The sequence below is a fragment of the Mesorhizobium sp. M0500 genome (assembly GCF_040321165.1).
Lineage (GTDB): Bacteria > Pseudomonadota > Alphaproteobacteria > Rhizobiales > Rhizobiaceae > Mesorhizobium.
In genome coordinates, this window is sequence record NZ_JAMYRB010000010.1 from 111,301 (window position 1) to 124,192 (window position 12,892).

General features: G+C 63.1%; 16 protein-coding genes and 1 pseudogene. 10 read left to right on the forward strand and 7 right to left on the reverse strand.

The genetic code is table 11. The features are described 5' to 3' along the window. Positions 1-56: 56 nt before the first annotated feature. The 4 genes from NKI70_RS19505 to hrcA form a co-directional block, all read right to left on the reverse strand. Positions 57-674, reverse strand: coding sequence for a LysE family translocator (locus tag NKI70_RS19505; protein WP_352591732.1), 618 nt, complete (start codon positions 672-674; stop codon positions 57-59). Positions 675-761: 87 nt separating this feature from the next. Further along, positions 762-2,117, reverse strand: a complete 1,356-nt coding sequence (locus tag NKI70_RS19510; protein WP_023678984.1) for a PQQ-dependent sugar dehydrogenase — start codon at positions 2,115-2,117, stop codon at positions 762-764. 99 nt (positions 2,118-2,216) lie between these two features. After that, entirely contained in the window at positions 2,217-2,414 is a 198-nt protein-coding gene (locus NKI70_RS19515; protein ID WP_023678983.1) for a hypothetical protein, read from the reverse strand. Positions 2,415-2,450: 36 nt separating this feature from the next. Continuing rightward, entirely contained in the window at positions 2,451-3,563 is a 1,113-nt protein-coding gene (gene hrcA / locus NKI70_RS19520; protein WP_036239090.1) for a heat-inducible transcriptional repressor HrcA, read from the reverse strand. 146 nt (positions 3,564-3,709) lie between these two features. Between hrcA and rph the strand changes: the two genes are divergently transcribed. From rph to NKI70_RS19545, 5 genes are read left to right on the forward strand one after another with little or no spacing between them, the layout of a single operon-like run. Then, complete coding sequence (gene rph, locus NKI70_RS19525) at positions 3,710-4,426, forward strand: ribonuclease PH (RefSeq protein WP_352697382.1); 717 nt, start codon at positions 3,710-3,712, stop codon at positions 4,424-4,426. Positions 4,427-4,458: 32 nt separating this feature from the next. After that, positions 4,459-4,869, forward strand: coding sequence for a VOC family protein (locus tag NKI70_RS19530; RefSeq protein ID WP_023678980.1), 411 nt, complete (start codon positions 4,459-4,461; stop codon positions 4,867-4,869). Further along, a complete protein-coding gene (rdgB, locus tag NKI70_RS19535) occupies positions 4,869-5,531 on the forward strand; it encodes an RdgB/HAM1 family non-canonical purine NTP pyrophosphatase (protein ID WP_352697384.1) in 663 nt (220 codons plus the stop codon). The genes NKI70_RS19530 and rdgB overlap by 1 nt, the downstream gene beginning before the upstream one ends. After that, complete coding sequence (hemW, locus tag NKI70_RS19540) at positions 5,528-6,691, forward strand: radical SAM family heme chaperone HemW (protein ID WP_352575340.1); 1,164 nt, start codon at positions 5,528-5,530, stop codon at positions 6,689-6,691. Before rdgB ends, hemW begins: the two co-directional genes overlap by 4 nt. 4 nt (positions 6,692-6,695) lie before the next feature. Then, positions 6,696-7,019, forward strand: a complete 324-nt coding sequence (locus tag NKI70_RS19545) for a low molecular weight protein tyrosine phosphatase family protein (protein WP_023678977.1) — start codon at positions 6,696-6,698, stop codon at positions 7,017-7,019. 263 nt (positions 7,020-7,282) lie between these two features. Here the strand turns inward: NKI70_RS19545 and NKI70_RS19550 are convergent, their stop codons facing one another. Next, the gene (locus tag NKI70_RS19550; RefSeq protein ID WP_023678975.1) at positions 7,283-7,468 is read right to left on the reverse strand and encodes a hypothetical protein; all 186 of its coding nucleotides are present in this window, start codon (positions 7,466-7,468) and stop codon (positions 7,283-7,285) included. A gap of 176 nt (positions 7,469-7,644) precedes the next feature. Between NKI70_RS19550 and rsmI the strand changes: the two genes are divergently transcribed. The 5 genes and pseudogenes from rsmI to NKI70_RS33990 all read left to right on the forward strand — a co-directional run. Further along, a complete protein-coding gene (gene rsmI, locus NKI70_RS19555; RefSeq protein ID WP_352724845.1) occupies positions 7,645-8,571 on the forward strand; it encodes a 16S rRNA (cytidine(1402)-2'-O)-methyltransferase in 927 nt (308 codons plus the stop codon). Next, positions 8,564-8,941 carry a YraN family protein gene (locus NKI70_RS19560; protein ID WP_023678973.1) on the forward strand — a complete coding sequence of 126 codons (378 nt, stop codon included), beginning with the start codon at positions 8,564-8,566 and terminating at the stop codon, positions 8,939-8,941. The genes rsmI and NKI70_RS19560 overlap by 8 nt, the downstream gene beginning before the upstream one ends. Before the next feature lie 192 nt (positions 8,942-9,133). Continuing rightward, on the forward strand, positions 9,134-10,102 hold the full coding sequence (locus tag NKI70_RS19565; protein WP_352620850.1) for a complex I NDUFA9 subunit family protein: 969 nt from the start codon (positions 9,134-9,136) through the stop codon (positions 10,100-10,102). A gap of 83 nt (positions 10,103-10,185) precedes the next feature. Further along, positions 10,186-10,422: a metallothionein gene (locus NKI70_RS19570; RefSeq protein WP_254817997.1), complete on the forward strand. Its 237-nt coding sequence runs from the start codon at positions 10,186-10,188 to the stop codon at positions 10,420-10,422. Between the two features lie 99 nt (positions 10,423-10,521). After that, positions 10,522-10,649: pseudogene (locus NKI70_RS33990) on the forward strand (YraN family protein); the annotation flags it as partial. Between the two features lie 75 nt (positions 10,650-10,724). Here the strand turns inward: NKI70_RS33990 and NKI70_RS19575 are convergent. Together NKI70_RS19575 and NKI70_RS19580 are read right to left on the reverse strand one after the other, a co-directional pair. Continuing rightward, on the reverse strand, positions 10,725-11,975 hold the full coding sequence (locus tag NKI70_RS19575) for a flavin-containing monooxygenase (protein ID WP_352575346.1): 1,251 nt from the start codon (positions 11,973-11,975) through the stop codon (positions 10,725-10,727). Between the two features lie 94 nt (positions 11,976-12,069). Beyond that, positions 12,070-12,876 (reverse strand): undecaprenyl-diphosphate phosphatase, encoded by an 807-nt coding sequence (locus NKI70_RS19580; RefSeq protein WP_352575348.1) that lies wholly within the window; start codon positions 12,874-12,876, stop codon positions 12,070-12,072. Between the last annotated feature and the right edge of the window lie 16 nt (positions 12,877-12,892).

Genomic DNA, 12,892 nt, shown 5'->3' on the forward strand with positions numbered 1-12,892 from the left:
GAGTACCCCCGCCCTTGCAAGGCGTGGCAATCCTTGGGCGGATTGGCGAAGGAGATCTATTGGCGGGCGGCAATTGCCGCCGCCGCACCGACCATGAAGCCCGCGGCGGTGCGGTTGAGTGCCCTCAGCGCCCGCGGCGACTTCAGGAACCAGCGCGCCTTGGCCGCCAGCGCCAGATAGGGCACCAGCACGACGAGCAGGACGACGATGGTGAGCGCAACGAGGATGCCGTAATCGGCCAGCGTGATCGTCTTCAGATCGACGATGGTCGGGGTGATGGCAAGATAGAAGATCATCGTCTTCGGATTGCCGAGCGTGACGGCGAGGCCGGCTACAAAGCTGGATGCCAAGCCGCCCTTGCCTTTCTTCGCCTCCACCGTCTCCGGCGTGATGCCGCTCGTCCAGAAACGCCAGCCAAGAAAGGCGAGGTAGGCGACGCCCAGCCATTTGATGGCCAGGAAGACCATGCCGAAAGTTTGCGCGACGAAAGCCAGGCCGAGCACCACGGCAGTGAGATAGGTCAGGTCGCCGAGCATCAGCCCGAACGACATGGCCAGCGACGAGCGGAAGCCGGAACCCAGCGCACGCGCAACGAGCGCGGTGACGCCGGGGCCGGGGATGGCCGCGGCGATGCCGAGGGCGGCGCTATAGGCGAGGAACCCGGTGAGTGTCATGATTGGCGCTTGTCGCACAATGTTGAAGTTGGGTGAATTCCCTCGGGCCGAATTCGATTGCGCCAGCGCAGCAGGCGACACCGCCGTTCAGGAGCGGCCGTCTTCGTAGGTAATGCGCCAGATGGTGCCGTTGCCGTCCTCGGTGACGATCAGCGAGCCGTCCTTGGCCATCGCGACACCGACCGGTCGGCCCCAGACGGCGTCGTTCGAGATGACGAAGCCGGTCATGAAGTCCTCATATTCGCCTGTCGGCTTGCCATCCCTGAATTTGAGCCTCACCACCTTGTAGCCGGTCCTGGCGCCACGGTTCCACGAACCATGCATGGCGACGAAGGCGTCACCCTGATAATCCGCCGGGAAGTTCTTGCCGTCGTAGAAGGCTATATTCATCGGCGCCGAATGCGCCTGCATCAATACATCGGGGACAGTGGCCTTGCCGGCGAGGTCTGGCCGCTCGCCCTGATGGCGCGGATCCTCGTTATTGCCGATGTAGTACCAAGGCCAACCATAGAATCCGCCGTCCTTGACCGCTGTTGCAAATTCGAACGGCACATTGTCGCCGAGTTCGTCGCGCTCATTGACGACGCACCACAATGCGCCGGTGGCGGGCTGCACGGTCATGCCCGTACAGTTGCGCAGGCCGGTGGCGACAGTTCGGGGATTTTTCCCATCCGGGTCAAAGGCGAGCACATCGGCACGGCCGTCCTCGGAGCCCCAGGCCGCCCCGAGCGGCTTTGATTTGGCCCAGGCGTCGAGGCCGCTATCCGGCTCCTTACCTATATCCTCGGCGACGTTCGAGGCGGAGCCAACCGACAAATAAAGCGTTTTGCCGTCCTGCGAGAAGGCGATGTCGCGGGTCGTGTGACCACCCGACGGGATTTGGGCGACAATGGTTTCTGGTTTGCCGGATGTCTTCAGGTCGCCATCGCGATAGGGGAAGCGGACGATGCTGTCGCTGTTCGCGACATAAACCCATTGCGGTTTGTCTCCTGGCGGATAGAAGGCGATGCCGTAGGGATAATTGAGCCCCTTGGCGAAGATCGCTTTCTCGATGGGCTTGGCGCTGCCCTCGGCGAGACGATAGACGCGTATTTGGTCGGCATGGCTGTTGGCAACAAACAGGTCGCCATTCGGAGCGACGCGCACGACACGTGGATTGACGATGCCGGATGCGATCATTTCAGCCGAAAAGCCCGACGGCAATTCTGGCTTGGCGCGTTCGGGCCGTTCCGCCACGCCGGCGCCGTTCGAAGCGGATTGGGCGGGGTCGGCTGCCGGCATGTCTCGCGGCCCAATCAGGCGTCGGACGCCAGGCCTGTCGGCGTGCCAATCGCCAAACGCGGCTTCGCCTTTGAGCACATTCTGGTCCGCCTGCTGGGCGGCTGCCGGTGTCGCAACAAGGAGGGCAGCGGCAACAGCCGCAAAGCCGCCAGATCGGATCATCAACGTCCTCCGGGATTCGCCTCGAACAGGGCAAACGGCATCAGGTATTGATCGTTCCAAGCGGCCGTCCAGCACACGAGGATTTGAAGCCGAACCCGTTCAGTTGCCAGAGGCGTAAAAGTCGTCGTCGAGGCGCTTTTCCAGCGCGACCAGATCGGCCGGCAGCGGCAGACCCATCGCCCGCATCTCTTGCAGCTTCTCGCGCAACTGCTCTTGCACCTCGTGCTGATCCTCTGGCTGGTTGATCATTTCTTCGAGCAGCAGACTGATCTGGGCCTTGAACGATTCCAGCGCCATTCTTTTCTCCTCCTTGCGGCAGGCCCGCGGCGGCTCCTAGCTCAGCATGCGCGAAATCAGCTGCGCGGTATAGTCGACCATCGGTACTATGCGCGCATAATTCAGCCGCGTCGGCCCGATGACGCCGAGCGCACCGACGACGCGCGCGTCCTTGTCGCGATAGGGTGCCACCACCAGCGAGGAGCCAGACAGCGAAAACAGCTTGTTTTCCGAACCGATGAATATGCGCACGCCTGGGCCTGCCTCGGCGAGGTCGAGAAGCTGGATCAGCCCATCCTGCGTCTCCAGATCCTCAAACAGATGCCGCAGCAATTCTATGTCGGCCTGGGCAGTGACGTTTTCCAGGAGATTGGCGCGGCCGCGCACGATAAGCCGCCCAGGCACGCCGCTTTCAGCGCCTGCCCAGACCGCCAGGCCCTTCTCGACCAGATCCTGCGACAGCGTGTCGAGGGCTGCCCTGGTCTCTTCCTTGATGCGGGCGATCTCGACCCGCGCCTCGGCCAGGGTGCGGCCGCGGATATGGGCGTTGAGGAAGTTGGAGGCTTCGTGCAATTGCGAGATGGTGATGCCGGCGGGCAGATCGATGACGCGATTTTCGACGTCGCCGTTCTGCGAGACCAGCACGGCCAGCGCCTTGGTCGGCTCGAGCTGGATGAATTCGATGTGCTTAAGCGCCACCTCATTCTTGGCGGCGAGCACGAGGCCGGCGCCGCGCGACATGCCGGACAGCATCTGGCTGGCCTCGGTCAGCATATGCTCCAGCGTCGCGCCCGAGCCGGAGGCGCGCACCTGGGCCTCGATGGTACGGCGCTCCTCGTCGGAGAGGTCACCAAGTTCCATGAAAGCATCGACGAAGAAGCGCAGGCCTGCCTGGGTCGGCAGCCGGCCAGCCGAAATGTGCGGCGCATAGATCAGGCCGAGATGCTCAAGGTCGCTCATCACGTTGCGGATGGTGGCCGGCGACAGCGACGACGGCAGGATGCGCGACAGGCTGCGCGAACCGACCGGCTCGCCATCCCTCAAATAGGAATCGACGATGCGCCGGAAGATGTCGCGCGAACGCATGTCGAGCGATTGAAGCGCGGGCGATTGCAGCGCGTGCGACGGGAGCACGTGCGACTGCAAACCGGGATCGACTGCCTTTGTCATTTCGAGCCAAAAACCTCCGCCCCGAAGATATAGACTTCCGCGGTGTCGGCGCAACCGGTCCATTTTCCTTTGCGCCTCACGCCCCGTGCGGCTACAAGCCGGCCAAGATTCCCCGGCCAAGATTCCGAAGAAAGAAAGAAGCCTGAATGCGCCCTTCCAAACGCCAATTCGACGAAATGCGCCCCATCTCCTTCGAGCGCGGCGTCTCCAAGCATGCGGAAGGCTCGTGCCTGGTGAAGTTCGGCGACACGCATGTGCTGTGTACGGCCAGCCTGGAGGAAAAGGTGCCGGGCTGGATGCGCAACTCCGGCAAGGGCTGGGTGACGGCGGAATACGGCATGCTGCCGCGTTCGACCGGCGAGCGCATGCGCCGCGAGGCTTCGGCCGGCAAACAAGGCGGCCGCACGCTGGAAATCCAGCGGCTGATCGGCCGCTCCCTGCGCGCCGTGGTCGATCTGCAGGCGCTCGGCGAGCAGCAGATCACCGTCGACTGCGACGTGATCCAGGCCGACGGCGGCACGCGCACCGCTTCGATCACCGGCGGCTGGGTGGCGCTCTACGACTGCCTGCGCTGGATGGAAACCCGCCAGATGGCGAGCCTGGGCAAGGTGCTGAAGGATCACGTTGCGGCGATCTCCTGCGGCATCCATGATGGCCAGCCGGTCATCGACCTCGACTATATCGAGGATTCCTCGGCCAGTACCGACGCCAATTTCGTCATGACCGGCAAGGGCGGCATCGTCGAGATCCAAGGCACGGCCGAGGGCGAGCCGTTCTCGGAAGAGCAGTTCGCGGCGCTGATGGGGCTCGCCAAGAAAGGTATTCAGCGCCTGGTCAGCTTGCAGCAAATGGCGGTGGCTTAGCTGCGGTCAATATTGATGAGATTGGCGATCCTGTGACCCCTTCTGCAATCCTGGAATCAGCACTCTACGTGACGGACCTTGCTGCCGCGGAACGGTTCTATTCGGGCGTGCTCGGGCTCGATCTGCTCGGCAAGGTCGATGGCAGGCATCTCTTCTTCCGCTGCGGCGACAGCGTGCTGCTTATGTTCAATGCCGAGGCGACCAAAGTGCCGCCGCCGGCCGACGCCAAGCTCAAAGTACCGCCGCATGGCGCGGTCGGCCAGGGCCATCTTTGCTTCGCCGCAAGCGCGGATGAAATCCCACGCTGGAAAGCGCATCTTGAGGCGAAGAAAATTGCCATCGAAAGCGAGTTCGAATGGCCGCAGGGCGGCCGCTCGATCTATATTCGCGACCCGTCGGGCAATTCGATCGAATTCGCCGAGCCAAGAATCTGGGGCATCTGATGCATTCGCCAACTGTTCATTCGCTTGACGGGCATAAGATCGTCGTCGCCAGCCATAACGCCGGTAAATTGCGGGAATTCGCCGATCTGATGGCGCCATTCGGCATTGAAGCGAAGTCCGCAAAGGAATACGGCCTGCCGGAACCGGACGAGACCGGCACCACTTTCGAGGAGAACGCCCTCATAAAAGCCTTGGCTGCCGCCAAGGCCACTGGACTGCCGGCGCTGTCGGACGATTCCGGCCTGTGTGTCGATGCGCTCGACGGCGCACCCGGCGTCTACACCGCCAACTGGGCTGAGACGCCGGACGGCTCCCGCGACTTCGGCATGGCCATGCAGCGCACGGAAGTGGCCTTGCAAGAAGTTGGCGCGATCACGCCTGCCCAGCGCAAGGGCCGCTTTGTCGCGGTCATCTGCCTGGCCTTTCCCGATGGCCAGGCGGAATATTTTCGCGGTGAGGTCGAGGGCACGCTGGTATGGCCACCGCGCGGCGAGCTCGGCTTCGGCTACGATCCGGTGTTCTTGCCCAACGGGTTCGAAAAGACCTTCGGCGAGATGAGCGCGAAGGAAAAGCATGGCTGGAAGCCCGGCCAGCCAACCACATTGTCGCACCGTGCCCGCGCCTTCCAGAAATTCGCGCAAGCCCGATTGGCCGGCGTATGACCATGCTGCTCGACCGCAGGCCTGGTTTCGGCGTCTACGTCCACTGGCCGTTCTGCGCGGCCAAATGCCCGTATTGCGACTTCAACAGCCATGTCCGCCACCAGCCGGTCGACCAGGAGCGTTTTGCCCGCGCCTTCGAGACCGAGCTGGCGACGATGCGCGGCCGCACCGGACCGCGCGAGGTGACCAGCATCTTTCTTGGCGGCGGCACGCCATCGCTGATGAAGCCGCAGACCGTGGCGGCGGTGCTGGATGCAGTGGCGAAGAACTGGACGGTGCCTGATGGCATCGAGGTGACGCTGGAGGCCAATCCTTCCTCGGTCGAGGCCGAGCGCTTTCGCGGCTATCGCGCGGCCGGCGTCAACCGGGTATCGCTTGGCGTGCAGGCGCTGCACGACAAGGATCTGCGCTTCCTCGGCCGTTTGCACAATGTCGATGAGGCCCTGCATGCGATCGGCCTGGCGCGCGAGATATTCCCACGGCTGTCGTTCGACCTGATCTACGCGCGGCCGGGCCAGACGCTTAAAGCGTGGCAGACGGAGCTCGAGCAGGCGATCGGCCACGCCGCAGACCATCTGTCGCTCTATCAGCTGACCATCGAGGAAGGCACGCCGTTCCATGCACTGCATGCGGCAAGGAAATTCATCATTCCAGACAATGAGCTTGCCGCCGATCTCTACGCGTTGACACAGGAGATCACCACCGCGCGCGGACTGCCGGCCTACGAGATTTCCAACCACGCCAGGCCCGGCGCCGAAAGCCGGCACAATCTCACCTATTGGCGTTATGGCGAATATGTCGGCGTCGGTCCCGGCGCGCATGGCCGGTTCGTCGAAAATGGCCGCCGCGTGGTGACGATCGCCGAGAAAATGCCGGAGACCTGGGCCAATCTGGTCGAGGCCAAGGGTCATGGCGTTACCGGCGGCGAGGTCCTGACGCGGTCGGAAGAGGCCGACGAGTTCCTGCTGATGGGGCTGAGGCTGGCGGAAGGCATCGACCTTTCCCGCTACGAGGCATTTTCAGGGCGCGGCCTGTCGACGGCACGGCTGTCGGTGCTGCAGGACGAAGGCCTGGTGGCGCCGATCGGCAATGCCCGCCTGCGCGCCACGCCGGCCGGCATGATCGTGCTCGATGCGGTCGTGGCGGATTTGGCCAGATAGCACGTTGAAGAACGTTCTCTTCATCTGCAGCCAGAATCGCTTGCGCAGCCCGACGGCGGAGCAGGTGTTTTCCAAGCGGCGGGACATCGAGGTCGCTTCGGCCGGCACTAATCACGATGCCGACATACCGTTGACGCATGAACTCGTCGCCTGGGCCGACATCATCTTCGTGATGGAAAAAACGCACCGCGCCAAACTGCAGCAGAAATTCAAGACAAGCCTGAAAAAGGCTCGAGTAATCTGCCTCGATATTCCCGACGACTATGCATTCATGGACCCGGCTCTGGTGGGCCTGCTGGAGGCGCGTGTCTCGAAGTATCTGGGTTGAATGATACATCGCGGAGCATTCGCAACCGCGCTTCGAGAACTGTCTCGACCGATCGCTAAGGTTTGCGGGGTCAAGCCTCGTGCTTGTGGCGGTGTTTGGCGCGATCTTTTTCGCTGGTCTCTCCGGAACGGGCCGGCTTGATCTCGCTTTTGTCGCGTGAGGCATGGTGCTGGTCGTCTGTGGAATGTGACGCTGCGCCATCGCGGGCGCTTTTTGTTTCGAGGCGGGTGATGAAAATGTCGAAGCGATTGGGCATCGTCCGGTCAGTGCTCCATCGTGCGGTCGGTTTCGTTTGCGGGCTTGCTCTCTGCCGATCGCTGGCGTGCAAGCGGCTTCTTGGCTCTGCCATCTGCGGCTTCGGCAGGCAGGCTCTTGTCGCATGGCGCGGCGAAGCGTTTGCGGCCGGCATAGTAGGGTTCGAAAACGTCCTGTATCGTCAGGCTGTTCATCCTGCTCCTCCCGAGATCAGGGGTAAAATTCGCCGGCAACGGTTTCGTTCCCTACTGTGGCGAAGGCATGGCGGCCGGTTCACGTCGGCATCCCTTTTGGAACCAGGGCCTTTGCAACCCAGGCTTTTGCAACCAAGCGTGAGCCGTGCCAAACAGGGTCGAACGGAGTTGTGCAGGTGACCGGCGAATCGGCCAAACGCAGTTATGTGGTCGGGCAGACCGAAATCGCCGCCCGGCCGCTCGAGCCGGCGCTCTACCTGGTGGCGACGCCTATCGGCAATCTCGCCGACATCACGCTGCGCGCGCTGGAAACGCTCGCCGCCGCCGATATCGTCGCTTGCGAGGACACACGTGTCAGCCGCGTGCTGCTCGACCGCTACGGCATCCGCCGCCGCACCACCGCCTACCACGAGCACAATGCCGGCGAGGCCGGACCGAAGCTGATCGCGGCGCTGCTGGCCGGCCAAAGCGTAGCGCTGCTCTCGGATGCCGGCACGCCGCTCATCTCCGACCCCGGCTACCGGCTGGTCGGTGAGGCGCTGGAACGCGGCATTCGTGTCGTGCCGATCCCCGGCCCATCAGCAGCACTTGCCGCTTTGACGGCATCCGGCCTGCCCTCGGACGCGTTTCTGTTTGCCGGCTTCCTGCCGGTGAAGACCGGGCAGCGGCTGACGCGGCTGGAAGCGCTGAAGGCGGTGCCGGCAACGTTGATCTTCTTCGAATCGCCGCGCCGGCTGGCCGAGACGCTCAGTGCCATGGTCGAGGTGCTGGGCGGTGCCCGCAAGGCGGCCATCGGCCGCGAGCTGACCAAGACCTTCGAGGAGATGCGGACCGGCACCCTGCAGTCGCTCGCCAGCCATTACGCCGCAGCTGATACGCCGAAAGGCGAAATCGTCATCTGCGTCGGCCTGGCGGATGTTGTCGCTGATGAGCCTGAAGACATCGACCGGCTGCTGCTTTCGCTCGCCGCCGAGATGCCGGCCTCCAAGGCAGCGGCGGAAGCCGCCAAGATGACGGGTGGCCAGAAGCAGACGCTCTATCGTCGGCTGCTCGACCTCAAGAATGCCGGAAGAGACGGGACCGGCGGAGACGGCGATGGCTGAACGGCCGAGCGCCAGCCGGCAAAAGGCCTACCGGCGCGGCCATCACGGCGAATGGCTGGCGGCGGCGGCGCTGATGCTGAAAGGCTACCGAATTCTGGCCCGCCGCCACCGCACCAGGTTCGGCGAGATCGACCTGATCGCGCGGCGTGGCGATCTGGTGCTGATCGTCGAGGTCAAGGCGCGCCGCACGCTGATGGAGGCAATGGAAGCCGTCGGTCGCGAATCGGAGCACCGCATCGAAGGCGCCGCCGATTTCTGGCTGTCGCGCCAATCCGACTACGGAAAATTATCGGTGCGCTTCGACATGGTGGCGGTGCTGCCGTGGCGCTGGCCGGTGCATGTCGAGAATGTGTTTTACGGGCGAAACTAGGCCATTCTCGACGTGGGGCCGTTTTGCTGCGCCTGCGGTTCAGATCATGGTTTGCCGATCTGTCAAGCATCCGCCCAGCGCTGACTGGAACAAAAGCGTTCCTGCGTTGTTCCCCAATCGTCCTGATGTTCGACGGGCTGGTTCAAATGCCGGCCAGGGCAGTCCGCGTGGCAGCTATGCGAGGACAAAGGGATGGCGAGGCAAATGGATCCCGACGATCTCAACCCGGAACGGATCGTCACCGTGTTCGGCGGAACTGGCTTTCTCGGGCGCAGGATCGTGAAGCGGCTCCTGGAAAGAGGTTTCACGGTGCGCGCCGCATCTCGCCATCCGGCTCGCGTGGCCCTGGTCTTTTCCTCGGTTACAAGGATGCCCGAAGCAGTCGAGGCGGATATATTGGATGCGTCCTCGATCGGGTCGGCCATTACCGGATCACAGGCGGTCGTGAATGCCGTCAGTCTTTACGTCGAGCAGGGCGTCCAGACCTTTGAACGCGTGCATGTGAAAGCCGCGGCCGATCTCGCTGCCGCGTCGCGCGACCGCGAGATCGACCAGTTCGTCCAGATTTCAGGGATCGGCTCCGATCCTCAATCGGATTCGAATTACATAAGGGCGCGTGGGCGCGGAGAAGGTGCCGTGGAAAGCGCATTTCCCGGCGCTTTCATTGTGCGTCCCGCCGTCATGACAGGACCTGACGACGCTTTCCTCACGACCATTGTGAGGATGATACGCCTCCTGCCGGTCTATCCGCTGTTCGGCGATGGTGGCACACGGCTTCAGCCGGTCTATGTGGCAGACGTCGCAGAAGCAGTGAGCCGGCTGATCGACGGGCGAACCCAGGGTTCATCCATATTCGAATTCGGTGGCCCGCGTATCTATACCTATAAGGAACTGCTTCGGGAGATCGCCCGACAGCTCGATACGCACGTCAAGCTGATGCCGGTGCCGTTTGCGGTATGGAACGCCTTGGCTGGCGTCGCGGAACTCCTCCCGGCTGCCCCCATAACGCGCAACCAGATCGATCTTATGCGTCAGGACAATGTGGCAGCAATCGACGCGCCTGGCCTGAAGGAACTCGACATCGAGCCGCGGGATATCGACGAGGTGATCCGTGCGATCGAACAGCGCCGTCGCGTAGGCTCGCTCTCGTCTCCGGCTTAGGACGGCCCCCTGATCCTGGCGGGAACCTATCGCCGCGCGACAGGTTGGTCGAGCTTGAAGCCAGTGAAAGAAGGAGAAGAACTATGGCCAGATGCGATCAATGCGGGAATGACTACGACAAGGCTTTCAACGTGACGATGGCCGACGAGACCTACACATTCGACAGCTTCGAATGCGCGGTCCAGAAACTTGCTCCGACGTGTCCGCATTGCGGATGCCGGATCATCGGACATGGCGTCGAACAGGATGACATCATCTACTGCTGCGCACATTGCGCCGCGGAGGAAGGCGCGAGCGCGCTGACCGATCGTGCGCCTTGACGCACCTCCTTTGGCGTCTCCAGGTCGACCATTCCGAACGACTGCGCCGGCTCATCCCATATGGCCAGTGCTGTCAGCACGACGACGACCAGCCGAGGTCAAAGCCGCCGCACGCTGATGGAGGCAATGGATGCAGTCGGCCGCGAATCGGAGCGCCGTATCGAAGGTGCTCGCGATTTCTGGCTGTCGCACCAATGGACTACGGAAAATTGTCGGTGCGCTTCGACAAAAGGCAGCGTGCGTCGTCTTGATCGCGCCAGAGCTGTCATGTTCTTGCACGTTCAAGAACCCGCGTTCGACGGTTAGACGCCGTTCCGTGGCAAGTCGGCTCCCGCTTGGACAAGTCGCTCCACGACGGCGGCCGCCTCCTCTGGAATGGCCGGTATGGTGCCCGACTTCCGCGTCGATCCGAAATCGAGGCCGGCGAAAAAGAGACCTGGAACAGCGCCGACGCCATCCTCGTGGACGGGCTGGCCGGCTGCATCGAGGGCGCCGGGGAGCCGGACCCATGAGAAATCGCCGGTGAAGCCCGTGCACCAGATCACTGATCTGATGCCGCTTGCCGTCCAGTCGAGGGAGCGGATCGGAGGATCGGGCAAGCGCGGGTCAACCGTCTCGGCCGGATCATCCTCGGCCAGTGGCGCATCGAGCCCGGCGCGCTCAATGTACCCGTCGACCAGGCGCTTGGTATTCGCGGAGACCTCGTCGGCAAATCGCATGTGGTCGTCGAGCTCGTCGCCGAAGACGAGGCTGCCATTCTCCACTCCCCTGAAGCGGCCGAGCAGCACCACGCCTTGCGCACTCAGCGATTGCAAACTGATCGTGTGCGTCGCGCCGACCAGCGCGCGGGCCTGCAGCTTGCCGGAAGGGAGGACGAGTTCCTTGCGCGGAACGTCGAGAAAACCGGACAGCGTCAGCCATTTAAGTATGTTGCCCCCGCGGTAGCGCCGCACCCAACGGCCGTTGCGGCTGGTCGCCAAAAAGACCACACGTCCTGCCAACGCCAGATCCTCGGCGATCTGGCCGCCCGACTGGCCGCTGCCGACCACCAGCACCGCGCCACTCTCGAACTCGGCCGGGTTGCGATAAGCCGAGGAATCGACTTGGCCAATTGCGGTTGGCAAATCCGCCGACCCTGCTGGCCGGACCTGCCGATTCTGGTCGCCGGTGGCGATCACCACGTTGCGCGCCAGAAATGCCCCGTCCGTCGTGGTGATGCGAAAGATCCCGTCGTCTCTCGTCAGCTCTTGCACCGGAGTTTGGGTGCTTACCGGCAGGCGGTGCCGCTCGGCATAGCCTTCGAGATACGCGACAAATTCGTGGTGGCTTATCGCGCCCCACGGCTCGGGCCCCTCGTAGGAATCACCGGGTAAGATGGAGCGAATGGTCGGCGAATTCAGTCGAAACGAGTTCCACCGCTGCGTTCGCCACGTCTCGCCGATCCGGCCTCGATCGAGCACGCGGTGGTCGCGGTCCTGCCGTTTCAAGAAGTAACTGACGCCGAGTCCCGCCGGACCGGCGCCAATAACGAGGGCGTCAAGAACTTCGCTCATGCATTCCCCCTGCCAACCATACGTCCACAAGATCGTATGGCTCGGCTTCGGGCAAGAATAGAGTTCCGGCTGGGATTGCGCTATCCGCGCCGGCTCACCCCCAGATTGCCAGCCCCGCCAGCCCGACGATGCCGACGACCAGCCGCCACCAGCCGAACAGCGCATAGCCGTGGCGCGAGACGTAGTCGAGCAGGAAGCGCACGACGATCAATGCCGTGACGAAGGCGGCGACGAAACCGACGGTGATGATGGGCAGGTCGGCGCTGCTCAGCACATTGCGATTCTTGAACAGGTCGAAGGCGAAGGCGCCGACCATCGTCGGTATGGCGAGGAAGAAGGAGAATTCCGCCGCCGCCCGTTTGTCGACCCCGAGCAGCAGCGCGCCGACGATGGTCGAACCCGAGCGCGACGTGCCGGGGATCAGCGACAAGCACTGGAACAGCCCGATCTGCAGATAAAGCCTGGTCGGGAACCGCTCGACATCGTGGTAATACGGCTTCGGCTTCATGCGATCGACCAGCAGCAGGATGACACCGCCGATGATCAGCATGATGCAGATCAGCCGCGGCGATTCGAACAGCACCGTCTTGATGAAGTCATGCGCCAGTGCGCCGATAATGGCCGCCGGCAGGAATGCGATGAGAATGCCAAGGACGAAATGCCGCGTCAGCCGATCGTAGGGTAGCTCGAGCAGCATCTTCCAGAGACGGCGGAAGTAGACGCTGAGGATCGCCAATATGGCGCCGAGCTGGATCAGGATCTCGAAGGCCTTGCCGGTCGAATGAAAGCCGAGGAAATGGCCGGCGAGAAGGATGTGACCGGTCGAAGATACCGGAATGAACTCGGTCAGGCCCTCGAGCAGGCCGAGCAGCAGCGCTTCGACGACGGTCTGGCTTTCCATGGCAACCTCGGCGTTG

Coding starts and splice junctions, on each gene's coding strand:
- NKI70_RS19505 (WP_352591732.1), bottom strand. CDS start 674: ATGACACTCACCGGGTTCCTCGCCTATAGCGCCGCCCTCGGCATCGCC.
- NKI70_RS19510 (WP_023678984.1), bottom strand. CDS start 2,117: ATGATCCGATCTGGCGGCTTTGCGGCTGTTGCCGCTGCCCTCCTTGTT.
- NKI70_RS19515 (WP_023678983.1), bottom strand. CDS start 2,414: ATGGCGCTGGAATCGTTCAAGGCCCAGATCAGTCTGCTGCTCGAAGAA.
- hrcA (WP_036239090.1), bottom strand. CDS start 3,563: ATGACAAAGGCAGTCGATCCCGGTTTGCAGTCGCACGTGCTCCCGTCG.
- rph (WP_352697382.1), top strand. CDS start 3,710: ATGCGCCCTTCCAAACGCCAATTCGACGAAATGCGCCCCATCTCCTTC.
- rdgB (WP_352697384.1), top strand. CDS start 4,869: ATGCATTCGCCAACTGTTCATTCGCTTGACGGGCATAAGATCGTCGTC.
- hemW (WP_352575340.1), top strand. CDS start 5,528: ATGACCATGCTGCTCGACCGCAGGCCTGGTTTCGGCGTCTACGTCCAC.
- NKI70_RS19550 (WP_023678975.1), bottom strand. CDS start 7,468: ATGAACAGCCTGACGATACAGGACGTTTTCGAACCCTACTATGCCGGC.
- NKI70_RS19560 (WP_023678973.1), top strand. CDS start 8,564: ATGGCTGAACGGCCGAGCGCCAGCCGGCAAAAGGCCTACCGGCGCGGC.
- NKI70_RS19565 (WP_352620850.1), top strand. CDS start 9,134: ATGGCGAGGCAAATGGATCCCGACGATCTCAACCCGGAACGGATCGTC.
- NKI70_RS19570 (WP_254817997.1), top strand. CDS start 10,186: ATGGCCAGATGCGATCAATGCGGGAATGACTACGACAAGGCTTTCAAC.
- NKI70_RS19575 (WP_352575346.1), bottom strand. CDS start 11,975: ATGAGCGAAGTTCTTGACGCCCTCGTTATTGGCGCCGGTCCGGCGGGA.
- NKI70_RS19580 (WP_352575348.1), bottom strand. CDS start 12,876: ATGGAAAGCCAGACCGTCGTCGAAGCGCTGCTGCTCGGCCTGCTCGAG.